Annotated in this window: 21 protein-coding genes; 8 read left to right on the forward strand and 13 right to left on the reverse strand. The window is 69.3% G+C overall.

What is annotated here, in order from left to right:
• Positions 1-7: 7 nt before the first annotated feature.
• The 5 genes from L3Q67_RS07055 to rplM form a co-directional block, all read right to left on the reverse strand.
• Positions 8-2101: a WXG100 family type VII secretion target gene (locus tag L3Q67_RS07055; RefSeq protein ID WP_499188770.1), complete on the reverse strand. Its 2094-nt coding sequence runs from the start codon at positions 2099-2101 to the stop codon at positions 8-10.
• Positions 2101-2415, reverse strand: a complete 315-nt coding sequence (locus L3Q67_RS07060; RefSeq protein WP_499188771.1) for a hypothetical protein — start codon at positions 2413-2415, stop codon at positions 2101-2103. The genes L3Q67_RS07055 and L3Q67_RS07060 overlap by 1 nt, the downstream gene beginning before the upstream one ends.
• A 94-nt stretch (positions 2416-2509) precedes the next feature.
• Positions 2510-3844: a phosphoglucosamine mutase gene (gene glmM, locus L3Q67_RS07065; RefSeq protein ID WP_499188772.1), complete on the reverse strand. Its 1335-nt coding sequence runs from the start codon at positions 3842-3844 to the stop codon at positions 2510-2512.
• A gap of 212 nt (positions 3845-4056) precedes the next feature.
• Complete coding sequence (rpsI, locus tag L3Q67_RS07070) at positions 4057-4545, reverse strand: 30S ribosomal protein S9 (protein ID WP_499188773.1); 489 nt, start codon at positions 4543-4545, stop codon at positions 4057-4059.
• Positions 4546-4559: 14 nt separating this feature from the next.
• Positions 4560-5012, reverse strand: coding sequence for a large ribosomal subunit protein uL13 (gene rplM / locus L3Q67_RS07075; RefSeq protein WP_499188774.1), 453 nt, complete (start codon positions 5010-5012; stop codon positions 4560-4562).
• A gap of 140 nt (positions 5013-5152) precedes the next feature.
• Here rplM and L3Q67_RS07080 point away from each other — a divergent pair, with 140 nt between their 5' ends.
• Genes L3Q67_RS07080 through L3Q67_RS07090 form a run of 3 tightly spaced genes read left to right on the forward strand, consistent with a single transcriptional unit; the run spans position 5153 to position 7839 of the window.
• Positions 5153-6103 carry a hypothetical protein gene (locus L3Q67_RS07080; protein ID WP_499188775.1) on the forward strand — a complete coding sequence of 317 codons (951 nt, stop codon included), beginning with the start codon at positions 5153-5155 and terminating at the stop codon, positions 6101-6103.
• Positions 6104-6116: 13 nt separating this feature from the next.
• Positions 6117-7019, forward strand: a complete 903-nt coding sequence (locus L3Q67_RS07085) for a hypothetical protein (RefSeq protein ID WP_499188776.1) — start codon at positions 6117-6119, stop codon at positions 7017-7019.
• 37 nt (positions 7020-7056) lie between these two features.
• Positions 7057-7839, forward strand: coding sequence for a DUF4333 domain-containing protein (locus L3Q67_RS07090; RefSeq protein WP_499188777.1), 783 nt, complete (start codon positions 7057-7059; stop codon positions 7837-7839).
• 61 nt (positions 7840-7900) lie between these two features.
• On the opposite strand, the gene L3Q67_RS07095 is transcribed toward L3Q67_RS07090, so the two are convergent.
• The 5 genes from L3Q67_RS07095 to eccCa all read right to left on the reverse strand — a co-directional run bounded on the left by L3Q67_RS07095 (position 7901) and on the right by eccCa (position 15130).
• Complete coding sequence (locus L3Q67_RS07095; protein WP_499188778.1) at positions 7901-8185, reverse strand: WXG100 family type VII secretion target; 285 nt, start codon at positions 8183-8185, stop codon at positions 7901-7903.
• Between the two features lie 45 nt (positions 8186-8230).
• Entirely contained in the window at positions 8231-8548 is a 318-nt protein-coding gene (locus L3Q67_RS07100) for a WXG100 family type VII secretion target (RefSeq protein ID WP_499188779.1), read from the reverse strand.
• A 212-nt stretch (positions 8549-8760) separates the two neighbouring features.
• Positions 8761-9141 (reverse strand): hypothetical protein, encoded by a 381-nt coding sequence (locus tag L3Q67_RS07105; protein ID WP_499188780.1) that lies wholly within the window; start codon positions 9139-9141, stop codon positions 8761-8763.
• 3 nt (positions 9142-9144) lie between these two features.
• Entirely contained in the window at positions 9145-11076 is a 1932-nt protein-coding gene (locus L3Q67_RS07110; protein WP_499188781.1) for a type VII secretion-associated protein, read from the reverse strand.
• 46 nt (positions 11077-11122) lie between these two features.
• Positions 11123-15130: a type VII secretion protein EccC gene (gene eccCa, locus L3Q67_RS07115; protein ID WP_499188782.1), complete on the reverse strand. Its 4008-nt coding sequence runs from the start codon at positions 15128-15130 to the stop codon at positions 11123-11125.
• A gap of 293 nt (positions 15131-15423) precedes the next feature.
• Here eccCa and eccD point away from each other — a divergent pair, with 293 nt between their 5' ends.
• Entirely contained in the window at positions 15424-16791 is a 1368-nt protein-coding gene (gene eccD, locus L3Q67_RS07120) for a type VII secretion integral membrane protein EccD (RefSeq protein WP_499188783.1), read from the forward strand.
• Between the two features lie 26 nt (positions 16792-16817).
• Entirely contained in the window at positions 16818-18497 is a 1680-nt protein-coding gene (gene mycP / locus L3Q67_RS07125) for a type VII secretion-associated serine protease mycosin (RefSeq protein ID WP_499188784.1), read from the forward strand.
• Positions 18498-18574: 77 nt separating this feature from the next.
• On the opposite strand, the gene L3Q67_RS07130 is transcribed toward mycP, so the two are convergent.
• From L3Q67_RS07130 to eccB, 3 genes are all read right to left on the reverse strand, one after another.
• Positions 18575-19786 (reverse strand): WXG100 family type VII secretion target, encoded by a 1212-nt coding sequence (locus L3Q67_RS07130; RefSeq protein WP_499188785.1) that lies wholly within the window; start codon positions 19784-19786, stop codon positions 18575-18577.
• The gene (locus tag L3Q67_RS07135) at positions 19786-20100 is read right to left on the reverse strand and encodes a hypothetical protein (RefSeq protein WP_499188786.1); all 315 of its coding nucleotides are present in this window, start codon (positions 20098-20100) and stop codon (positions 19786-19788) included. Before L3Q67_RS07135 ends, L3Q67_RS07130 begins: the two co-directional genes overlap by 1 nt.
• A gap of 67 nt (positions 20101-20167) precedes the next feature.
• Complete coding sequence (gene eccB / locus L3Q67_RS07140) at positions 20168-21769, reverse strand: type VII secretion protein EccB (protein WP_499188787.1); 1602 nt, start codon at positions 21767-21769, stop codon at positions 20168-20170.
• Between the two features lie 335 nt (positions 21770-22104).
• Here eccB and L3Q67_RS07145 point away from each other — a divergent pair, with 335 nt between their 5' ends.
• From L3Q67_RS07145 to L3Q67_RS07155, 3 genes are read left to right on the forward strand one after another with little or no spacing between them, the layout of a single operon-like run.
• The gene (locus L3Q67_RS07145) at positions 22105-22371 is read left to right on the forward strand and encodes a hypothetical protein (protein WP_499188788.1); all 267 of its coding nucleotides are present in this window, start codon (positions 22105-22107) and stop codon (positions 22369-22371) included.
• A complete protein-coding gene (gene eccE / locus L3Q67_RS07150) occupies positions 22368-23549 on the forward strand; it encodes a type VII secretion protein EccE (protein ID WP_499191454.1) in 1182 nt (393 codons plus the stop codon). The genes L3Q67_RS07145 and eccE overlap by 4 nt, the downstream gene beginning before the upstream one ends.
• The gene (locus tag L3Q67_RS07155; protein WP_113695910.1) at positions 23546-24268 is read left to right on the forward strand and encodes a hypothetical protein; all 723 of its coding nucleotides are present in this window, start codon (positions 23546-23548) and stop codon (positions 24266-24268) included. Before eccE ends, L3Q67_RS07155 begins: the two co-directional genes overlap by 4 nt.
• The last annotated feature ends 72 nt before the right edge of the window (positions 24269-24340 follow it).

The raw sequence follows: 24340 nt of genomic DNA on the forward strand, positions 1-24340 counted from the left end.
CTCCCGCTCAACGCCCGAAGCCGATCAGGCCGTCGTCCTCGTCGTCCAGCGTGCCGCTGATGCGGTTCGCCGGTGCCGGTGTGTCGAACAGACTGCCGGAGTGGCGGTACTGGTTGGGCGCACGCTCGGTGTCGCCGGAGTTGCCGCCGCCGGCACCGCCGCCCATGCCACCCATCATGCCCATGCCTGCCACCGCCGGGTCCTGCGACGACGGCGGATTCGACTGGGCCGTGGCACCACCCGGCGTCGAGCCGAGGCCGATGCCGCTCGGAGCCGCGCCGGGAGCGGAGGCGGTGGTGTCGCCGAGACCGCTGTCGGGCGCCGGCGCACCGAGGCCGACCGCGGCGGCACCGCTGGACAGGAAGTCACCGGAGCCGACCGACTGTGCCGAGGTCGACTGTCCGGTGTCCGCCTCGGGCTCGATCCACTGCGAGCTCTGCGGTGCGGCTTCTCCGACCTGCTCGCCGAGCACGTACTTGGTCGGCTCACCGGAACCGTCGTCCACCTCGACCAGCGTCGGGCCGCCCGGGCCGTCCGGGCGCTCGGCGGTGATCTTCAGCGCGCCGTCTTCGAACTGGATCCTGCCGTCCTCACCAGGGCGGAGGGTCTCGTCTTCGGTGTCTTCCCCGTCGAAGGCGAGCTGGAAGTCCTTCGGCTCGCCCGACGGACCTTCGACCGTGATCGCCATCTTCCCGTCGGCGTCCGGCTCGGAGAAGGAAAGCTTGCTGTCGCCCTTCTCCACGGTCAGCGCGGGTCCGGCGGCCTCCTTCACCGCTTCACCGGTGAGCGGGTCGATCGGGTACGCCTCGCCGGTCTCCGGATCGAGTTCCAGCTCCCCGCCGGTCACCGGGTTCTTCTCCGGCTCCTCCGCGGGCACGGCCGCTGTTTCCGGCGCGGTCGCGGTTTCCGGCGCGGCCGGCATCGGGGGCGCGGCGGGCGGCGGCGGTGCGGGCATCGACGGCGCGCCACCCGTGCCGCCGGCGGGCATGGCGGGCGGCCCGCCCCCGGTCATCGCCGGTCCGGCCCCACCCGGGAGCGGCCCCGACTGCTGCGGCGCGGTCTGTGGCGCGGGCGCAGCGGCGGCGTCGGTGAACTCGTTGGTGAAGTCGCTCATGAACTCCACGAGCGTGTGCCACTGGCCGTCCACCGTCTTGTTCGTCTGGTCGCAAAGGTTCTTGAACGACTCGAAAAGCGCGGCGAATTCGTCCTTGAAGGAATGCAGCCAGACTTCGCAGTGCTGGGGCAGCGCCTCCATGATGAGCGGGGCGGTGACGCTGAGATCGTTGAGCCCGAATTCGAATTCGGTGCCGTATTGACGATCGAAGAAGCGCGCCGCGGCCAGCAGGTCGTCTTCATTGCTGTCCGACCCGCCCGGCGCGACCCTGGCGAGCTTCGTAGCGGTTTCCACGTCCGCGCCGGCGATGGTCGGTTTGTGCAGCAACAGCACTTCGTCGACCTGTTGCTTCAGCGTTTGGTAGATCGCGGCAGCGGTCTCCGGAATGAGTTTCGCCGCACCCTCGAGTTGATCGAGCAGCTTCTGCGCATCCGGGACGATGCCTTCCTGGTATTTCGTCCGCGCGGCCGCTGCACCGGCGCCTTCCCAATCACCGAACAGCGTATTGAGTTCGGACTTGGCGGCCTCCATGGTCTGCTCGACCACGTCCCGCGTTCTGGTGAACTCTTCGGCCTCGTCGGTCAGCTTGCGGAAGTCGATGTCCCGGTTCTGGTGGAAGCGGTCCCACACCTCGGGCAGGTACTCGAGCCGGCTGGCACCGGGCACGTTGTTCCAGACCCGGTCGATCCAGGTGGAGAAGAAGTCGAGGGCGGGCTTGGCCAGATCCAGCACCTCATCGGACTTCGCCACTCCACTGCCGTTGGGGCCCGGCGGTTGCTGCGCGGAAAGCTCGCTGTGGTGCTTGGCCGTGATTTCCTCGGTCTTCAGCCCGTTGTTCATTTCACTGACCGCCCGCTTGCGGACGGTCTCGTAATCCTCCCCGCCGACCATCGAGTTCAGCGGATTGGTGGCGGCCTGGACCAATTGCTTCTTGGTCGACTCGGAAACGTACGGGCTGTCGATCAGCTGGCCATCGGTTTCGGTCATCAGTACCCGGCCTGCTGGTTCACCCGCGCGGCATTCGCCTGATCCGCACCGGCGTAGCTCTGCCCGGCCGCACCGATACCACCGGCGAGCGCGGTCAATTCGGCCGTCAGCCCTTTCAACGCGGCCGCCAACTGCTCGACGCCCGCGTTGTAGGTGTCGAAGTGGTGCACGTGAATGCGACCGAACTCCCCCGGCTTGAGCTTCGGCGGCATGATCCGCTCGGCTTGCGCCGCCGGTTTGCCGACCTGCTCCTTCAGCCGCGTCTGCGCCACCGCCATCGCGTCCGCATCGGCCCGGTAACCACCCTCTGGCACAGCTCCCCCTCATACGTGAGCACCGCGTACGCACACGGAATGTACCGGGCCGGTGACCGTGGTGCAGCAAGTTGACCGTTTTGCGGGGTGGAGCTCAGGAGGCGGTGGAGACGACTCCGGCGAGACGATCGGCGGCGGCCTGGGCGGTTTCCTGCGCGGCGGCCTCGACCATCACGCGCACCAGCTGCTCGGTGCCCGACGGGCGGAGCAGGACGCGACCTTCGTCACCCAGTTCGGCTTCGACGGCGTCGACCGCTTTGCGCACCGCGTCGGACTGGGCGACAGCGGCCTTGTCAGCCACCCGCACGTTGATCAGCACCTGCGGCAGCCGCCGCATCACGCCGGCGAGGTCGGCCAGCGACTTGCCGGTCGCGGCCATGCGGCTCATCAGGCGCAGAGCGGTCAGCAGGCCGTCACCCGTGGTGGCGTGCGCGGGGAGCACCACGTGCCCCGACTGCTCGCCGCCGAGCGCGAACCCGCCGGCGCGCAGCTCCTCGAGCACGTACCGGTCGCCGACGCCGGTGGTGCGGAGGGCGACTCCGTGTTCGCGCATGGCCAGGTGCAGGCCGAGGTTGCTCATCACGGTGGCGACGAGGGTCCGGTCGGTCAGCTCGCCGGACTCCGCCATGGCCAGTGCGAGCACCGCCATGATCTGGTCGCCGTCGACCAGTTCGCCGTCGGCGTCCACGGCGAGGCAGCGGTCGGCGTCACCGTCGTGGGCGATGCCCAGATCGGCTTTGTGCTCGCGCACCGCGGCGCTGACCCTGGCCATGTGGGTGGAGCCGCAGTCGTGGTTGATGTTGAGGCCGTCCGGCTCGGCGTAGAGCGCGATGACCTCGGCGCCCGCCTTGCGGTAGACCTCGGGCGCGGCGATCGAGGCGGCGCCGTTCGCGCAGTCGACGACCACGCGCACGCCGGCGAGCGAGTGCGGGGTGGCGGTCAGGAGGTGCTGGACGTAGCGGTTGAGCGCGTCGTCGACGTCGGTGACCCGGCCGACCTGGGCGCCGGTGGGACGGACGGCGCCGTTGTCGAGCCCGGCCTCGATCTCGTCCTCGAGACCGTCGGGGAGCTTGTGCCCGCCCGCGGCGAAGAGCTTGATGCCGTTGTCCGGCATGGGATTGTGCGAGGCGGAGATCATCACGCCGAGGTCCGCGCCCAGCGCGCCGACCAGGTAGGCGACCGCGGGCGTCGGGAGCACGCCGAGGCGGCGCACGTCGGCGCCGGCGGAAGCGAGGCCGGCCACGACAGCGGCCTCCAGCATCTCGCCACTGGCGCGGGGGTCACGGCCGACCACGGCGACCGGCCGGTGCGAGTGGTCGTGCGCGGCGAGCACCCTGGCTGCGCTGGCCGCGAGCGACATCGCGAGTTCGGGAGTGAGCTCAGCGTTGGCGAGGCCGCGAACCCCGTCGGTGCCGAATAGGCGAGCCATCGATCCTCCTTGGACGAACAACCCCGACACCGTACTGGACCTGGGGATTCACCCGCCGCGCGGGCCGCGACATGCATTTGCCCGCAAAAGCCGGGGCCTGCTTTTGCCCGCTGAAACCGGCGGGCCGGTAGGGCTCCGGACAACACGAAAGCGCCCACCCGGATGAGACGGATGAGCGCTTCCGTGGGTTGCTTCGCTGCCCGAGGGGCAGATCAGCGCTTGCTGTACTGCGGCGCCTTGCGGGCCTTCTTCAGGCCGTACTTCTTCCGCTCGACGGCACGCGCGTCGCGCTTGAGGAAGCCGGCCTTCTTCAGCACCGGACGGTCGTCACCGTCGACCTCGACGAGCGCACGGGCGATCGCCAGGCGCAGCGCACCGGCCTGGCCCGAGATGCCGCCGCCGTGGAGCCGGGCGAAGACGTCGAACGAGTCGGGCTTCTCGACGGTCACCAGCGGCTCACGGATGAGCTGCTGGTGCACCTTGTTCGGGAAGTACTCCTCGAGGGCGCGGCCGTTCAGCCGGAACTCACCGGTGCCGGGCACGAGGCGGACGCGGACGACCGCCTCCTTGCGGCGGCCGACGGTCTGCGCGTTGCCGCCGGCGGCACGCGAAGGCTTCGGAGCGGCCGGGGTCTCGCTGGTCGCGAAGGCCTCGGTGGCCGCTTCGTCGTCGGCGACGACTTCGGTCTCGGGGCTGGTCACAGACTGTTCCTCACTCACTGGGCGACCTGCGCGATCTTGGTGATCTCGCGCGTCTGGGGCTGCTGCGCCGAGTGCGGGTGCTCAGGGCCTGCGTAGACCTTGAGCTTCTTCGCCTGGGCGCGGCCGAGCTTGTTCTTCGGCAGCATGCCCTTCACGACCTTCTCGAGCAGGCGTTCCGGCCTGGTGTCGAGCAGTTCGCCGAAGGACCGCTTCCGCAGGCCACCGGGGTAGCCGCTGTGGCGGTACGCGAACTTCTGCTCGCGCTTGTTTCCGGTGAGCGCGACCTTCTCGGCGTTGACGATGATGACGAAGTCACCGGTGTCCACGTGGGGAGCGAAGGTCGGCTTGTGCTTGCCGCGCAGCAGCGTGGCGACCTCGGTCGCGAGCCGGCCGAGCACGACATCCTCGGCGTCGATCACGTGCCAGGCACGAGTGACGTCGCCGGGCTTGGGGCTGTACGTGGGCAAGGGTCTACCTCGTCGTCAACATTGCGTGTGGGTTCTGTGCGGGCCTAGCGCTTACGCGCCGCAGCGCACAACGACATATGAAGATACCCGCCGCCTTCGGAGAGGGTGAAAGTGGGGGTGTCCGGCCATGCTCGATACTAGTGTCTCGACCGACGGACCGCACGAAGACCCCGGGGGTGAACGAGGTGAGCGGCTCGATCTGGGGCACCCGCCCGCGACGGCTGGCCGCCCTCCTGACCGCCGCGGCACTCGTGCTCACCGCGTGTGGTCAGGGCAAGGCGGGGACCGCCATCGCCGACGGTGACGACGCCGCCACCTACGTCAGCGAGAAGTTCGCCGAGCAGCTCGGCAAGCTCGGCGACCAGTTCACCGGCGACCGGCCGCGCAAGAGCACCCTGGACCGCTTCGCCAGGGTCGACGACAAGGACTCCGAGTCGACCATCACCGGCATCCAGCTCGGCAAGCCACCCGCCCGGCTGTCCACGAACCGGTCGAAGGAGAACCCGGACGAGTACCTGGACTCGTTCCACCCGGCCGGCAGCGACGTGGAGTACCTGCGGCTGGGCCCGGTCTACGCCAGCCTCGCGCCGACCCCGTGGGTGTCGATGCCCTACAACGGCGACCAGTACGACGAGTGCTTCTGGGGCGGCCAGCAGGACGTCTGCAAGATGGTCAGCGCGGTGACCGAGGCCACCCAGAGCCCGAAGGCGCGGGCCGCGAAGAGCGCCAAGCGCCTGGACGACGGCACCGTCGAGCTCAACGCCGACATCACCCTGCGCCTGTTCCTCAAGCACCGCGTCATCGTCTTCCCGCAGAACCTGATCGACCGGATGAGCGAGTCCATGCAGGACGAACCCATCCCGACCAAGCTCACCATCGACGCACAGGGCACGATCAAGGCGATCCAGATGAACGCCAAGATCGCCAAGGACGGGCACGAGGTCGAGATCCGCATGCACTACCAGCACCAAGGCGAGCCCGCGGAGCGCGATCTGCCCGAGGTGCCCGCCGAGGCGGAGATCACCGCGCTCAAGACGGAAGCCGAGGTCAACGACTTCTACGACCGGATGGGCGAGATCCAGGGCAACTGAGGGGGAACGACCGATGCAGGGAAAGGCGCGCAGAGCCGCGGCGGTGGCCGTGAGCTTGCTGCTGCTCGCCGGCTGCGCCCAGGGCCGCGCGGGCACGGCCATTCCCGACGGCGACGAGGCCGCGGGCTACGTCAGCGCCAAGTTCACCGACACCCTGGAGAAGCTGCACGACGACTTCCAGGCGATGAAGCCGCGCAAGGCCACTTTGGACAAGGTCTTCCACGTCAACGGCGAGGGCCTCGACGTGCAGATCAGCACCGTCCAGGTGGGCAGCCCGCCGGCGGAGCTGGTGCGCAACCACTCGACGGTCGACCTCAACGACTACACCGACGCCCTCTACCCGGCGACCGGCACGACGAACTACACGCTCCTCGGGCCGATGTACGCCGGTCTGGCGCCGACTCCGTGGGTCTCGATGCCGCGCGAATTCGCCGTCGGCGAGATCGGCGCGTGCGCCACGGGCATGTACCTGACGCCGTGCAAAATGGTCAACGCGATGGTCAAGTCGACCAAGGAGAACAAGGCGGCGAAATCGGCGAAACGGCTGCCGGACGGCAGCGTCGAGCTCGCCGTGGACATCACCTTGCGCACCTTCGTGGAATTCAAGATCGAGCTCTTCCCGGAAGATCTGATCGCGAAGTTCACCGACGAGATGATGAACACGATCATCGCCACGAAAATCACGCTGACCCCGCAGAACACCGCCTCGAAGATCGAAATGAACGGCACTTTCTCGGGCAAGACGAAAAGCGGGAACGACGCCAAACTCGACATCGCCTACCTCTTCCAGATCACCGAAGGCGCGACGGAGAAGGACATCCCCGCGATCCCCGATGCCGCGCAGGTGACCGCGCTACCGGACCAGAACGCCGTCGACGACTTCAACCGCAGGCGCGCGGAAATCCAGGGCCGATGACCAGCAACAGGACGACCACCGCGCGAGGTGACCGCTCATGACCCAGCCGCCGAACCAGCCGGGGCAGTGGTGGCAGCCCGGCGCACCGCAGCAGCAGCCGGACCCGTCCGGCACCCAACAGTGGGGCCAGCAGCCAGACCCGGCCAGCTCTCAACAGTGGGGCCAGCAACCCGATCCGTCCGCCAGTCAACAGTGGGGCCAGCAACCGGACCCGTCCACCAGTCAGCAATGGGGGCAGCAGCCGGATCCCGCGAGCGGTCAGCAGTGGGCGCAGCAGGGCCAGTGGCCGCAGCAGCAGCCCCCGCAGCACGGCGGCGGCTACCAGCAGCAGCCAGGTTATTCCCAGAGCGGCCCGCAGCAGGCGCAGCCGCAGTGGGGACAGGGCTACCCGCAGCAGCAGCCGCCCGTACAGGAGCAGCAACAAAATCAGTACGGCGGCGGATTCCAGCCGTCTTCGAGCCAGTACGGCGGACTGGGCGCCTTCGGCGACGGCGGCGAGAAGAAGAAGTCGAAGAAGAAGCCGCTGATCATCGGCGGCGTCGCGGTGCTGGTGCTCGCCGCGGGCGGCGCGGCCGCCTGGTTCGGCGGGCTGTTCAGCGGCGACGTGCTCGATCCCACGTCGGTCCAGAGCGGCATCACCACGGTGCTCAAGGACAGCTACGGCGAGCAGGACGTGCAGAACGCGCAGTGCCCGGACGGGCAGGAGATCAAGACAGGCCACACCTTCGACTGCGACGTGAAGGTGGCGGGGCAGCCGAAGAAGGTGACCATCCGGGTGCTCAACGACAAGCCCGAGTTCGAGGTCGGCGCCCCCAAGTAGCCACTGTGGACAAAACGTAAAGGGCCCCGACCGGAGTCGGGGCCCTTGCTGCGAGACGAGCTCAGCCGAACATGTTGCCGACGCCCTTGTCGGTCTGCTGGTAGCCGTCAGCGATCTGCGGCAGCGCGGTGGCGATACGGGCCAGCAGCGACTTCATCTCATCGAGCGAGCGGTTCCACTCGTCCTGGCGCTGGTTCCACGCCTCCATGGCGTCACCGGTCCAGCTGTCGACCAGCGGGGCCAGCTGCGACTTGAGCTCCTCGAAGCGCGCCTCGAGCTCGCCGCCGGTCGCCGTGCAGTCCTCGGCCGCCTTGTTGATCGTCTCGTAATTAACGACAATCGACATTTCTTACCCTCCGTTGTAAAAGTCTGTGGATTTCCGAGAACTGAATCAGCCGTTGAGGATGGCGCCGAGCGTGGAGACCTGCTCCTTGACCTCGGTGTCCTGGGTGTCGTACTTGACACCGGACTGCTGCAGCATGTCGGCGATGTTCTGGAGCGCCTCGTTGATCTTGCGGGACTTCTCGTCGAAGGCTTCCATGACCTGGTTGAAGACCGTGGCGGCCTCGCCCTGCCAGCCCGCGCGGGTCTCCTCGATGTTCGCCTTCAGCGTGGACAGGTTGGAGTCCATGTCCGCCTTGGTCTGCGAGACGTTCTTGTGCGCCTCAGCGAACAGAATCGGATCTCCGGTGTAACCACTGCCAGCCATGTTGGTGGCCCCCTTCGTTGCTGGATGTCCGTACCAAGCTTGTTTGTTTGTACGGACCTACGACGCAGACCTTGCCATGGTTGGTTCCCCCTGTCGCCATCTGTTCCGAAGTAGTTGCTTGCGTTAACGCAGGATCTGGGAACCGGTGGGAACCGGGAACTTCCGATGACCGGCAGGATTGCGTCAATCCCTTGGCACACAAGGGTTTTGACTCACTTTCGCGACTCTCCCGGACGGGTTCCGTCCACCCTTCGCATGATTCGCTCTTGCGAAAAGTCTTCGTCCTCGTCAGATAGCCGAGCCGGCTTCGGCCGTTCCCTCTTGCGAATTGGAACCAATTCCGCGGCCGAAGGCAGATTTTCGACCGGAAGAGCGTTGCGAACGCGAAAGCCGTTGGCCGCCGCGCGCAGGGCCGGACTCGTCGGCGTGGGGTCGGCACCGGCCAGCCGCCGGGCCCGGAACTGCTGGGCGAGCGCGGCGCTCTCGGCCCGGTGGCGGTCGCTGCGCGCCTTCGCCTCCCCGGCGACCCGCTCCGAGTGGGTGACGGCGTTCTGCACAGTGGCCCGGAAGCGCGCCGCGGCGTTGTCCTCCACGGCTCAGCGCCCCGGGAGCGGGTTGGTCAGCACGAGGGTGCGCACGATCTGCTCGCAGGCGGGCCGGACGCGGTCCTGGAAGCTGTCCGCGTACTGGCAGCCGACGTGGATGCGCACCTGCCCCTTCGCCTCCACGTACCAGTCGACGAACCAGGTACGCACCCCATCCGTCTTGAGCTGCCGATAGTGGATGATGCTTTTGCCCGCAAAAGCATGTCGGGGTTCGAAGGTGGGGTATTCGGCCGAGCGGGCCCGCACCGCGGACTCGAGTTCGCCGATCAGGCGGTCCGGGTCGGCGGAGGCGTCGTAGTTGTTCGAGTACTCCTGCACGACCACCAGGTCCAGGCCGGACTGCGCCTCGCTCGGGTGCAGTTCGACCTTGCGCTCCTCGACCACGCCCCCGGTCTGCGTCCAGTCGGACGGCGCCACGAACTGGTAGTTGTACTGCGCGATCGTGCGGCCGTCCTCGCCCCGGTCGATCAGGAGCAGCGTGGCCACCAACGCGACGACGAGCAGCAGCACGCCGCCGATCAGCCACGGGAACCTGCGCTTCCACTTCGCGCGCGGTGCCGGTTCGCCCGGCGGCGGCACCACCGGCTGCCCGTACGGCGGCGACGGGTGCACCGGCTGCGGCACCCGCCCCGGCGGCAAATGCCCAGGCCCAGGCCCCCCTCCCCGGCTTTTGCCCGCAGAAGTGTGCGGGCGGGGGCGGTCGCCTGGGCGGACGATTTCGGTGCGTTGTTCGCCGAGTGGGCGAGGGGCGGCTGGCGAGCGCATCGGGGTCGCGCCGGGCAGGGCGCCGGTTCGGTCCGGGTCGATCAGGACCGCCCGCAGTGCGCCCCGTGCGACCACCGTCTCCGGCTGGTCCAGGGTCGTCGGCACCACGCCGGTCCGCTCGTGCACCAGCCGCGAAACCATCGGGATCCGGCTCGAGCCGCCCACCAGGAAGATCGCGGTCAGCTGCGTCGGCCGCAGCCCGGCCTCGTCGATCGCCGCCGCGGTGAGTTCGACCGCGCGCCCCAGCGGCGCGGCGATCAGCTTCTCCAAGTCCTCCCGCGTGACGTGCGCGTCGGCGAAGGGTGGAGGCATCGGCACATCGGTGTACGTGTGCCGCGAAAGCGTCTCCTTGGCGCCACGCACATCTTGCCGCAAAACCCGCCGACGGCGGCGATCTACCAGCTCACGGCCCTCGACCAGCTGCCGCCAGGCGGCCGGATCCGAGCCCGCCACCAGTCCGCCGACGTGCTCCAGCAGCGCCTGGTCGACATCGGCGCCCCCGAAACTGGGGTCACCTCGCGTCGCCAGCACCTGGAACCCACCGCGCCGATCGGCCGGGCCTCGCGGCATCCGCCGGACCACGCTCACGTCCACGGTCCCGCCGCCGAGATCGAGCACGGCGATCGTTTCTCCGGGACGGCCGCTGAACTCGACCGTGCGCTCCTGGTTGACTTCCGTCGCGGCGAAGGTCGAGGCGTGGAACACCGCGGCGGCCACCGGTTCCGGCACCAGCGCCACCTCGTGCGCCAGCCGACCGGCTGCTTGCCGCAGAAGCCGCGTGCGGATCGCTCCCCAGTCCGCGGGGTGCGTCAGCACCAGCAGGCCGACCTCGGCACCACCGGCCACCCGCCGCGCCTCGTCGACCGCCCGGCGGAGCACCGCGTTGACCGCGTCGAGCACGCGCAGCACGGTGTCGCCGAGCAGCAGCTCACCCTCGTCGACGCGCCGCTTCGGGTTCGGCTCGAACCGGGAGGGGTCGACGGCCGCTTGCCGCTCGGCCTCCTGGCCGACGAACAGCGTGCCGTCCGGGGCGGCGTAGACCGCCGAGGACATCAACGGCTGCCCGTCGACCACCACGACCTGCGGTTCGCGGCCGTTGATCGACGCCACGACACAGGTACTCGATGTCCCGAAGTCCACCGCGACCCGCAAGGTCACTAACCGCTCCCGTGTTCATTCCGCCCAGCCAGTGCCCGTCAGCCGATCACTCGCCCGGCAGGAAGGCGACGTGCATCAGTTGCTTGCCGACCTTACGGCTGACCAGCGTGCCGCGACCCGGCGGCATCTGCGACGGCTTGACGTTGCCGAGCAGCTGCCCCTCGTCCTTGGACCCGTTCATGATGATGCCCGGCATGGCGATTTCCTTGAGCTTGCCGATCACCGGGTCGTAGGTCGACTTCGCGGCACCACCACTGCGGCGCGCCACGATCAGGTGCAGGCCGACGTCCTTGGCCTGGGCCAGGAACTCCGACAGCGGCTTGAGCGGGTTGTTGGTCTGCGTGACCACCAGGTCGTAGTCGTCGACCAGGACGAACAGCTCCGGTCCGCTCCACCAGGAGCGGTTGCGCAGCTGGTCGGGCGTGACGTCCGGGCCGGGGAGTCGCTTCTTCATCGACCCCGCGACGTCCTTCATCATGCCGTCCAGCTGGTTCGACGACACCGCGTAGCCGGCCAGCTGACCGCCCTCGATGAAGCCGAGCATCGTGCGACGGTAGTCGACCAGGATGACCACGGCCTCCTTGGGCGAGTACCGGTCGGTGATGCCCTTGGCGATCGTGCGCAGCAGGTTCGTCTTGCCCGACTCGCCGTCGGCGAACGCCATGAAGTGCGGGTCGGCGTCGAAGTCGAGGTAGATCGGCGAAAGGTCCTCCTCGCTGAGGCCGATCGGCACCAGTTTGGTGTTCCGCTTCGTGTCCTGGGCCAGCAGCTGGTCGTACGGGAACATCTCCGGCAGCAGCCGCACCTGCGGGGCCGGACGCCCCTTCCACGCGGCCTTGATCTTCGCCACCGCGTCGGCCACCCCGGCGCCGATGTCGTCCGGATCGCTGGATCCGTCGACCCGCGGCAGGCCGGTGAGCATGTGCAGCTTCTCGCGGGTGAGCCCGCGACCGGGACGGCCGGCGGGCACGTTGACCGCGACGCGGCGGTCGATGTCGGACTCGCTCGGGTCACCGAGGCGGAGTTCGAACCGGGTGCCGAGCATGTCCTTGATCGCGGGGCGGATGTCCGCCCAGCGGTTCGAGGCGATGATCACGTGCACGCCGTAGGACAGACCCTGCGTGGCGAGCTTGGTGATCTGCGGCTCGAGCTCGTCGAAGTCCTCGCGCAGGGCCTTCCAGCCGTCGACGACCAGGAACGCGTCGCCGAACGGGTCCTGCTCCGGCTTGATCTCCCCGCGGCGCTGCCGGTTGCGGAACTCGTTCATCGAGTCGATGCCCATCGCGCCGAACCGGCCTTCACGCTCGGTCACCAGCGTGGACAGCTCGGCGACGATGCGGCGGGCCTTGTCCGGCTCGCGCCGGGCCACCGCGACACCGCCGACGTGCGGCAGGCCGGCGAGCCCGGCGAGCGTGCCACCACCGAGGTCGACGCAGTAGAACTGCACTTCCTCGGGGGTGTGCGTGAGCGCCATGGACATGATCAGCGTGCGGAGCATGGTCGACTTGCCCGACTGCGGGCCGCCGACCAGCACGCCGTGCCCGGCGGCACCGGAGAAGTCGGCCCAGAGCGGGTCGCGCCGCTGCTCGTACGGGCGGTCGACGATGCCGAGCGGGATCTGCAGGCGCCCGTTGCCGAAGAAGCCGACCGGCGAGAGGCCGCGGTCCTCGGTGGGGTTGAGGTTCGGCAGCAGCGTGTCGAGGGAGCTGGGCTCCTTCAGTGGCGGCAGCCACACCTCGTGCGCCGGCGGACCCTGCCCGACCAGGCGGCTGACGATCACGTCGAGCTCACTCGGCTCGACCGCTTCGTCCGGTTCTGCTTTTGCCTGCGGAATCACCGGCTCCGGGTCGGGCTCCGGTTCCTTGGGCAATTCGACGAAGTCCGGCACGAACAACTGGGGCCGTTTGTCCGCCCGGACCACGGTCGCGCCGGGCGCGGCCATCTTGATGCCTGCCGGGCGGTACGGGCCCGAGACGTAGGACGCCTTGAACCGCACCATCGTCGAGGTGTCGTACTTGAGGTACCCGCCACCGGGCACCGACGGCAGCTCGAACGCGTCCGGCACACCGATGGCCGCACGAGATTCCGCGGCCGAAAACGTCTTCAGGCCGATCCGGTAGGAAAGGTGCGAGTCCAGCCCGCGCAGCTTGCCCTCTTCGAGCCGCTGCGAGGCGAGCAGCATGTGCATCTGGAGCGACCGCCCTAGACGGCCGATCGCCACGAAGAGATCGATGAAGTCGGGTTTCGCGGCCAAAAGCTCGGAGAACTCGTCGACCACGATGAACAGGGCGGGCAGCGGGTCGAGGTCGGCGCCGTTCTCACGGGCCTTCTCGTACTCCCACACGTTCTTGAAGTTGCCGCCGTTCTTCAGCGCCTCCTGGCGCCGGTTCATCTCCCCGGCCAGCGCGTCCTTCATGCGGTCGACCAGCGTGACCTCGTCCGCGAGGTTGGTGATGACCGCGGAAACGTGCGGCGCGCTGTCGAGCCCGAGGAAGGTCGCGCCACCCTTGAAGTCGACGAGCACGAAGTTGAGCGTGGTGGACGAGTGCGTGGCCAGCATGCCGAGCACCAGCGTGCGCAGGAACTCGGACTTACCGGAACCGGTCGCCCCGATGCACAGGCCGTGCGGGCCCATGCCCTCCATCGCGGCTTCCTTGATGTCCAGTTCGACCGGCTGGCCGTACTCGCCGACGCCGAACGGCACGCGGTAGCGGTCGCGGACCGGGCGCGGGCGCCAGGCCTGCTGCACGTCGAAGGTCATCGGGTCGCCGGGGATGCCGAGCAGCTCGAGCAGCGACGGGTTGGACAGCAGCGGCTCGTCCTCGTCCGCTTCCTGCGCCGCCGTCCCGACCCGGTACGGGGAGAGTTTGCGGGCTAAAGCCTCGGCCTCCACGAGGCTGAGGGTGTCCGGGCGGCCGAACCACTCGACACCACCGGCGCTGCGCGCACCGAGGCGCTCTTCTTCGACGACCAGCCGGAGCCCACGCCGGGCGGCCAGGTTGCCGATGGAGTCGGACAGGTCGATCAGCGTGACGCCGACCAAGCCCTCCTCCAGGATGATCTGCTCTTCACGGGTCACGTCGGCGTCGTCGACGACGATCACCACGTGCGGCTGGTCCGGCGGCGGCGTCGCGTTCCGGGAGAACCGCTGGCGGTCCCGCAGTTCCTCGTCGAGCCAGGCTTCGATCTGCGCCAGCGAACCGGCCATCATGCGCAGCTGGCCGATGCCGTCGGACAGCGCGGGGTGCTGGACGTGGGGCAGCCACTTCGCCCACTCCCACTCCTCCTTCGCCCGCCCGGCGGTGGCGACCGCGATCAGCACGTCGTCCGGGCTGTGGAAGGTGACCATCTGCGCCAGCGCCGCCCGGGTCAGCCCGCGGGTCAGTTCCTTGTCGCCCTGCATGCTTACGGCCGCGAAACCGCGCAGGGTGATCTGGGTGGGCAGGTCGGGGACGATCGAGTGCGCGCGCACGAACCGGCGCAGCGCGAGGGTGGCGATCGGCTCCAGCTCGTCGACCGGGCCGGTCTGCGGCGGCACGAGTCGCGTGGCGAGCCGGTGCGAGCTGCGGCCGACGCGCAGGTGCAGGAAGTCCTGGTCGTTCTGCCGCCGCTCCCACATCCGGCGGCTGGTGGCCAGCGACCACAGCGCCTGGGGGTCGGGGTGCACCCACTCCAGCGCGGCCCGCTGGTCGACCATCGCCTCGCGGGCCCGCTCACGCATCTGCCCGAGGTACCGCAGGTAGTCCTTGCGGTCCTCGTTCATCTCGGCCTTCTTCTGACCGCCCCCGCGACCGCCACCACCGGCCATCATGCCGACGGTGCCCATCACCATCATGGCGCCCATCATCAGCATCATCGGGTTGCGTCCACCGAGGGTGAACATGAAGATCATCATCCCGATGGAGGCGACGATCATGACCACCGGCAGCAGCTTCATCACGATGTTGCCGGGAATCGTCCGCGGCACCTCGGGCGGCGGCTCCAGGTGAACCTCGCCACCGGGTGGGCGCGGCGCGGCCAACCGCGGCGACCGTTTGAACTGCAGCGTGCTCACCGAAGGACCCCTCTTCAACTCGGCGATTCCGACCGCGAGGCAGACACGGCCGGTCCACACGGTAGCGAACCGGGCGGTCATCCGGGGCGAGACCGCCCAACCTGGGCGGGATCGCGCGAACTACCCCCACGACCACCGGAAGTGCGTTAATACTAGAGCCGCTCGCCGACCGGGCAGGCCTTCCGGCCACGGGCGGGCGACAAGGTGACGCGGGCGTTGGGTATAAGTAGCCCGCAGCATTCTCTCTAGGCAGGGGGCATCCAGTGGCTACGGGCACGACGGTATTCAGCAGGGTGACGGTGGTCGCACCGCGCACCCGCATCGACGTGGCACTGCCCGCCGACGTCGCGGTGGCCGATCTGCTGCCGATGCTGCTGGACATGGCCAAGGAGACCACCCCGGACGGCGGCGCCCGCCACGGTGGCTGGGCACTGGCCAAACTGGGTGACGCCCCGCTGGACCCGAGCCGGACGCTGGCTTCGCTCGGCGTGATCGACGGGGAACTGCTGCAGCTGCGCAAGCGCAACGAGAACCCGCCGCCACCACTCTACGACGACGTGGTCGACGCGATCGCCGAGTCGGACCCGGACAGCTTCCGGCCCTGGACCAAGGAGACCGCGCAGCGCATCGGCCACATCGCCGGCGGCCTGGCGCTGTTCTTCGCGGCCGTCGCGCTTTTTGCGGGCGGAAGCTTGTTCGGTGGCAGCGCGCTGGCCGCCGCGATCGCCGGTGGGGTCGGCTCGATCGCCTGCATCGCGCTCGGCGCCACCCTGGTAAAGGCGTACCAGGCGCAGGCGACCGGTGTGCTGATCGCCGCGGCGGGCGGGCTGCCGCTCGCCTTCGTCAGCGGCTTCTACATCGTGCCCGGGCTGGGGATCCGGGCGAACCTGCTGCTCGCCTCGGCGCTGGTGCTGATCGTCGCGTCGGTGGCGATCATGGTGATCGGCGCGGGCATCACCACCTTCATCGCCGCGGCCACCGCCGCCGCGCTCTGGTCGCTGGCCTTCCTGGTGGCGACCTTCGTCGCGCACCCGATGCCGGGCATCGCCGCCGGCACCGCCGCGGTCTCGCTCGCCTTCATCTCGATGCTGCCGCGGATCACCCTGCAACTGGCGAAACTGCCGTTGCCGCACGTCCCGGGCAGTGCGGAGGAGCTCAAGGAGGACTCGGGCTTCCCCGACTACACCGCCATCGAGCGCCGCACGGCCGTCGCGCACAACTACATGACCGGCCTGCTGATCGGCTGCGGCGCCACCGCGGCGCTGGCGTCGATCATCACCGCCACCTCGCCGAGCATCTTCGGCGTGATCATGGCCGTGGTCGCCACCCTCGTGCTGCTTCTGCGGGGACGTGCCTACGCCAACGGCAGCCAGGCCGTCGCCCTGCTCGCCACCGGCATCGTTTCCGCAGGCGGAATCCTCCTCGGCTGGCTCTGGACCGAGGACGGCATGGGTCGGCTGATCTTCGTCGCGGGCACCCTGGTGCTGGTCGCGGCGGGGGCGCTGGTGGTCGGCGTGATCTTCCCGGGTCAGCGTTTTTCACCGCCGCTTCGCCGCACGGTCGAGATCATCGAGGCCATCTGCATCGCCACGGTGCTGCCGCTCGCGCTGGCCGTGATGGACCTGTACTCGACGCTGCGCCACATCGACTTCCCGCGCTGAGCGGGGAACCTTTTTAGGGGGAAGAAGTGCGTTCGTTCGGAACACCGGCGCGGGTGGCGACGGTCCTGCTCACCGCGGCGGTCGGGGTGCTGGCTCCGGGTCTGAGCCCGCTGACCGCGGGCGCGCAGCCGGGTTCGCCGCCGCCGGGCACCACTCCGGGAACGGCGCCGCTGATCCCGCCGCCGGTGGACATGACCAAGCTCCCGACCGCGACGAACCGGCCGGACAAGAACTACGCCAAGAAGGTCGAGTGCGTCTCACGCGACCTCGACAACGACATCCCGCTGCCGGACATCCCCTGGGCGCAGAAGTACCTGCAGCTGGACAAGGTCCACGACCACATGCGCGCGGCGACCAACGGCCACGTCGGCATGACGCCGACCGGGGAGCCCATCCGGGTCGCGGTGATCGACACCGGCGTGACGGAACACCCCGCGTTCGGCCAGCCGGTGCAGAGCGGCGGCGACTACGTCAAGACCGAAGGCCGAGGCCTCGAGGACTGCGACGGCCACGGGACCGAGGTGGCGGGCATCATCGGCGCCCGCAAGCAGGACGACATCGGTTTCATGGGCATGGCCCCGGATTCGCAGATCGTCTCCATCCGGCAGTCCAGCCAGAACTACCAGGTCGACGACAAGCCGCCGCCCGCCGCGCCGCCGCCCGCCAGCAGCGGCGCCCCGGCGCCTTCCGGCTCGCAGCCGCCGCCCTCCGGAGGCGCGGAGGAGTCCGGTACCGAGGAACCCGCCGAGTCGAGCGGCACCGCGGGCGCGTCCGCCTCGGACACCGTGCCCGGCCAGGGGAACCAGGGCCGTCAGCAGGGTGGGCAAGGCGCCGGCAACCTGAACACGCTGGCGCAGGCGGTCGTCACCGCGGCCGACCTCGAAGGCGTCAAGGTCATCAACATGTCCGTCGACAACTGCCGGCCTGCTTCTGGCGGCGGAATCACGCCGGAGGAGCGGGCCCTGCAGGCCGCGGTCCGGCACGCGGTGAACAAGGACGTTGTGGTGGTCGCCGCGGCGGGCAACACCTCCGAGGCGTGCAAGCAGAACAGCCAGCCGGACCCGAACCAGCCGATCAACATCGTCAGCCCGCCGTGGTTCACCGAGGACGTGATCTCGGTGGCGGCGATTGACGAGACCGGCGGGGTGGCGCAGTTCAGCGTGAACGGGCCGTGGGTGACCGTGGCCGCGCCGGGCACCAACATCATCTCGCTGGACCCGTCGAAGAACGCGCAGATGGACGACTTCGCGAACCAGACGATGGAGGGCGACCAGGTCCTGCCGATCCAGGGGACCAGCTTCGCCGCGCCCTACGTCGCCGGGCTGGCGACGCTGATCAGAGCGAAGTTCCCGGAATTGAACGCGCGGCAGGTGATGAACCGGATCACCAGCACTTCGCAGCACCCGGGTTCGCGCACCGGGCGGGACCAGTTCGTCGGCTACGGCGTGATCAACCCGATGGCGGCGCTCACCGCGGTCATCCCCGGTGAGGACAAGATCGGCCTGACCACCCCGTTCCAGCAGCAGATCCCCGCCCCCGCCGCCCTCCCGTCCGATCTTCCGCCCGCAAATGACGGCGACCGGACCCCGATGATCGTCGCCCTCTCCGGCGCGGCTGGCGGCGTGGTGGCCCTGCTGATCACCCTGTTCGTGGTGCACACGGTGCGCCGCAACCGCCCAGCCCCCACCCCCCAAAAATCCACCTGACCCCACCCGCACACTTCTGCGGGCAAAAGCATGTCTCCCCCAATCCACGAGGGAATGTGCTTTTGCCCGCAGAAGTGTCAGGCGCTCTTCTCGGGCGGCTTTTTGCCTGGGTCTTCACCGAGGACCGGGGGCGCGACCTGCTCCGGCTTGCCGAACAGGTCCGCCGGGTCGGTGGTCGCCCGGGTCTTCACCCGGTGGTCCTGGTTGCCGCCCTGCCCGCCACCCATACCGCCCATACCCATGGGCATCATGCCGCCCATCATCGGAGACCCGGTCGCCGCCGCGGCCCCTCTTGATGCCGCAGCGGCTCCTTGATTCGGGGCCACCGGCTCAGCAGGCGGCGCACCCGCGGCGGTCTGGTTACCACCGGCCGGTGGCAGCGGCGGCACAGCGGTATCGCTTCCCACCGCCCCAGCACCGGCTCCACCGCTCGCTGCCTGTTCTTGGCCGCCACCGCTACTGCCTGAGCCCGCCGTTGCCTTCTCAGCAGGTTCGTCCGCCTCTGCTGCCAAGGCCACCGCCGGTTCGGCATCGTCCTTCAACGCGAACTTCTCGCTGGGGAACTGGCTCTCCATCGCGACGCTGCGCTCGGTGGCTTCCTTCCCCTCGACCCCGTCACATAGGCGTGCGAACTCCTCGAGCACGTCGCGTACGGAGTCGTGAAGAGCCTGCGTGGACTGCTGCACGTCGAGCAGGTGGGTCCTCGCCCGCTCGGTCCCACCGACAGGAAGCATCGCGGCCTCGGACGCCACTTCTGCGGCATCAAGCACGACGTCGATCATCGTGCCGGTGATCCGCTCGATCGCGTCGGCTGTGTCGTCGAGGGCGTCGGCCATGGTGTTCATGGCCTCCTGCGCGGCCTCACTGGCCGAGTTGACCTTGCCCATGTAGGCGACGAAGGCGTCGGCGTTCTCGCCTTCCCACCCCGCATCCACCCTGCCAAGCGGCTCCGCCAACTCCTCGGAGATTTTGCCCGCAGAAGCCGCAGCCGCACGCCAGCGTTCTGCTTCTGCCCGCATTTCCGTCCATTGGCCGACGACGGGCACCAGATGAGCTTCGACGACGTCGGTTACGCCCAACTGCCTCGCCAGCTCAGACAGGAAGTCGAGGTGTCCGCCCTTGCCTTCTTCCTCCGCGGAGACCACTCCAGGAGCCTGCTCCGCCCGCGGAGACAAGCCCCCCACCTGCGGCGATCCGACCAGATCCTGCTTTTGCCCGCTAAAGCTCGCGACCGGGGTGGGGGTGCGTAGGCCTTGGAAGACATCGGGTTCGGGGTCCGGGATGCCCATCAGGACTCCACCGCCTTCTTCAGCGTCGACACCGCGTCTTCCTCGCCGCCGCCGTGCTGCCCGGCGACCTCGCGCAATGCTTCTGCGGCCGAAAGCAGGGCGTCTCGGCCGGTGGCGAGTTGGGTGTGCAGGGCGGCGGCGGCGCGTGCGTAGGCGTCGGCCGCCCCCGCTTCGCGTCCCAGGACGCCGAAGTCCTCACCGGTCAGCGTCTGCTCGGTCAGCGAGCCGTGCGCGGTGTCCAGGCCGGCCGCGGCATCCTCCACCGATCTCGCGTAATCGGCGACAACCTCGGCATCGACCTTGAACCCCGACACGACCACACCTCCGGACTCGACTGCCCAACTACTGCGGTGTGACGACGAGCCCCCGCCGACGGTTCCCTCAGCCGCCCGCGCCACCGGCCTGCGGCGTCCCGCTCGGGAACGAGCCCGCGTTCGGGTCCACCGGCACCGAGTCGTACGTCCGCTTGGCGTCATTGACATTCAGCGTCGTCGCCGCGGCCGGGAGCAGCTTGAGGATGTTCTCCGGCGCGGGCGCCTGCGGGTCCGGGCCGAACAGCGCCTGCGCCGTCGGCAGGTCCGGCACGCCGTAGCGCAGCCCGAGGTCCGAAACCAGCGAGATCGGCCCCGACGCGAACGAGTCCTTCGACTGCGCCGCCCGCACCACGGCCGCCCGGCCGGGCTGCATGTAGAAGTGGTCGATCTTCGTCCCGTCCGGCGTCGCCTGGCCGACCGAGACCGGCGTCCTCCGCGCCCCGTTGGCGTCCTTCGGGAAGGGCACCTCGTTGCTGACGTAGACCGCGGTGCGCTCGTCCTTGGTCGCGCCGTCGCCCTCGGTCCGCCAGCCGAGGCAGGTCGCCGGCGTACCGCTCTTGATCGGGTCCAGGATCTCCGGCTTCAGCTTCGGGTAGGTGTCCACCTTCAGCGCCTCGGGCATGCCCGGGAGGATCTGCTTGACGTTGGCGATCCGGTCGAGGTTCACGGTGCGAACCTCCTTGTTCTGCTGCACCACGGTGTTCGTGGTCCGGATGATGTCGCCCGCCACCTCGGAGATCTGCTGGATACCGGTGGAGTGGATCACCCAGAACTGGGGTGCGCCGCCGGAAGGCTGCGTCTTGAAGACCGCGCCGACGGGCAGGCCGTCGATGCCGAACGAGCTCGGCGCACCGGCGTTCGGCACCCGCTGCTCGTTCAGCTGGTCGACCTCGGGGATCGCGTTGAGCAGACCGGTCGAGATCTTGCGCCCGTTGACCGTGATGCCCAGCGCCGACTTGACGATGTTGCCCGGCGCGAGCCGTGCCTTGACCACGCTGGCGTTCGGCTGGTTCGCGTGGTTGGCGAGCCGGTAGACCAGGTAGGTGGCCGCGTTGTCGCCGGTGACGAGCAGCGCCTCGCGGTCGCCGAGTTCCCGGCCCATGCCGTCGGTACCGAGGTTCGAGACGCCCGCGAGCACGCTCGTCTCCCGCGTGGCCTGCTGCAGGCCCACGTTCTCCGGCTGGTTCGGATCGATGCGGAGGAAGTCGCACACCGCCCAGTTGTCGGAGATGCGCTGGTCCTTGTTCGGGAGGAGCTGCGGCGCGTTGACGATGCCCTGGAGCCGCCCGCGCGGGATGTCCTTGAGCTGTTCGTCCGGCACCACCGCGGGCTCGACGAGCTTCGGCGCGGCGGCCTGCTGCTGGCCTCCCTGCTGCCCCTCCTGCGGCGCCTGCTGTTGCTGGCCGTGGAGCATCAGCCGCGCGGAGGCGAGGTTGAAGGTCGGGACGAGCTTGGTCGGGTTCTCCGTTTTCACGTAGATCTGCCCGGACTGCTCGCCGATGACGATGCCCGCGGCGGGCGGCTTCGGGGCCGGCTTGATGAAGCCGAAGATGATGAACCCGAGCATGCCGATGACGGCCAGCACGACACCCACGATCGTGGCGCGCGAGTGCGTCCGCATGGGGTCGTGGAGCATCACGGCGTCCTTGCGGACCAACGCGGACTGCATCCGGCGCAGCACGAACTGATATGCCTGGACCTGAGACTTTGTTGTCGGTGTTGACGGCATTCTCGACCTACAGCTCTCCCACTCGCGGTACGGTTCCGCAGGATAGCCGCACGGGGACGGCTGGTGGTTGGTTTCTACCAACTCCGGCTAGGGTTCAACACTCCGGACTGGCTTTCCGGCGCAGTTGCAAGCACGAGGGGAAGAGAACGAGCGGATGTCGGTCACCACTCCTCCACGTCCACCTGGACCTCCGGGACCGCCTCCGGGTTCGCCGCCACCTCCGCCCGGCGGCCGTCCGCCAGGGCCGCCGCCGAGGCGTCCGGGAGGCCCCGCCGGTGGGCCTGGTGGCCCAGCCGGACCCCGCGGTCCCGGTGGACCGGGCGGACCTGGTGGGCCCGGTGGCCCTGGTGGACCGGGAGGTCCTGGTGGCCCCGGAGGGCCTGGTGGCCCGCCGAGGGGTCCTGGTGGCCCGGGCGGTCCGAGTGGACCTCCCCCTGGCCCGCCGCCCCGCCCCGCCGGTGGTCCTCCGCCGGTCGCGCCGGTCCGGATCGGTGCCGCGCGCCGACGCGCGATGGGCATCAATCTCGGTCCGCTGCCGGTGATGAACCTCGTGGTGGTCGAGATCGGTCTTGCGATCGGGCTCGTGCTGCTCGCGATCAACGAAAAGCTGCTCTACGTCTCAATCGGTGTGACGGCCGTCGCTTTGGTGATCGCTTTTCTGCGCTGGGGCGGGCAATGGTTCACCCAATGGGTGGGACTGAGCCTGCGGTATTCGATGCGGTCGCACAGCCGCGTGGCGAATCCGACCCCGCCCAGCAGCATCGAATCGATCGCGGCCGCCGAGGACGCGGTGACCGGTCCGGACGACCCGCGGGTCAACCTGCTGCGGCTGGTCGTCCCGGACCTCGTGGTGGCGCACGGCGTCGACCACGAGCGGCAGCAGGTCGGTCTCGCGTGGAACGACGGGACCTGGACCGCGGTGCTGCTGGTCGAGCCGGCTCCCGCGTTGATCAGCCAGGCCGGTGGGGCGCCGAGTCTTCCGCTGTCGGCGCTCGCGCCGTGCCTCGAAGACCGAGGTGTGGTGCTCGACTCGATCCAGGTGATCTGGCACTGCTACCCGGGTAGCGCGGCTCTGCCGTCGGATTCGCCCGCGTTGAGCTCGTACATGGAGGTCCTCGGCCCGCTGCAGGCGGCGGCACGGCGGACCACCTGGGTCGCTATCCGACTGGACCCGCGGCGCTGCCCGACTGCCGTTCGCGAACGCGGCGGCGGCGTCGTCGGCGCACACCGCGCCCTCATCGGCGCACTTTCGCGGGTAAGAAACGCCCTCGAGTCCCAAGGCGTCCCCACCCGCCCCCTGGACCCCGACGAACTCCTCCGCGCCGGGCTTTCGGCCGCAGAACTGACGGCCGTCGCCGGCTCCGGCACCCGCGTCGCCCTCCAAGAGCGCAAGGACAGCGTGACTTCTGCGGGCATAGGCCACGCCAGCTACGCGATCAGCGGCTGGCCGAAGGGCAAGATCACCGGCACGCTCAACGCCCTGAGCAGCGTGCGCGCCCTCTCGTCCACGATCGCCATGTCGATTTCACCTTCTGCGGACGAAGGCCGGATCGGCCTCCGCGGCGTGGTGCGCTTAAGCGCGCGAAACCCGCGTGAGCTGGACGTCGCGTCCGACCGGATGAAGGCCATCTCCGACCGGCTGAACATCGACCTCACCCTGCTGCGTGGCCGCCAGGTCTCCGGCCTGGCCGCCACGATGCCGATGGGAGGCACGGCATGAGCACGCGAATGCGCGACGCCGGCCAGAACATCGGCGTCGCTCCCGAGTTCTCGGTGGACCCGGCGATGCTCGACGCGGTCAGCCCGTCCGGCGACCGCGGCGGCATCGTGCTGGGCTCCGGCCTCAAGGACGAGCCGCTGACCATCTCGGCGCTGCGCTCCACGCCGACCAGGATCGTGCTGGTCGGCGGGCTCTACCTGGCCCGGCAAGTCGCCCTGCGAGCCATGGCCGTCGGCGCGTGGGTCGTGGTCGCCACCGGCCGCCCCACGGCGTGGCAATTGCTGGCTAAAGCAGCCGGCAACCAGCCGAACGGCCGCCCGTCCCCGCTGGTGCAGATTCGCCGGCTTTCGCCGGTCGAACTTCCGCGGCCGTCGGAAGACGCCCCGCTTCTCGTGATCACGGACGGCGGCCCGACCCCGCAGGACCTCTTCCCGCCACGTTCACCGTGGCAGACGACGGTCTACGTGCTGCCCTACCTGCACCCGCAGGCTGGCGCGACGGCCAACGCCGCAGACCTGGTCCTCATGCAGCGACTCCCGATCGGCCAGGCGGAACTCGCCGCGCGGATCTGGAACCTGCCGCCGCAGATGATGCGGCAGCTGACCACGCTGAAGGACGACCAGGTGGTGGCCCTGGGCCGCAACCTGTGGCGCCCCCTGCGCCTGGTCACCACCCCAAAGGAACAACAACTCCTGGGCCCAGTCCGCCGAGGCGACTAACCACCACAACCGGGCGGGGATGCTTCTGCGGGCAAAAGCATCCCCGCCCGGCTTTTGCCTGCAGAAGGCGCC

Origin of the sequence: Saccharothrix sp. AJ9571, from assembly GCF_021725495.1 — a bacterium.
Lineage (GTDB): Bacteria > Actinomycetota > Actinomycetes > Mycobacteriales > Pseudonocardiaceae > Amycolatopsis > Amycolatopsis magusensis.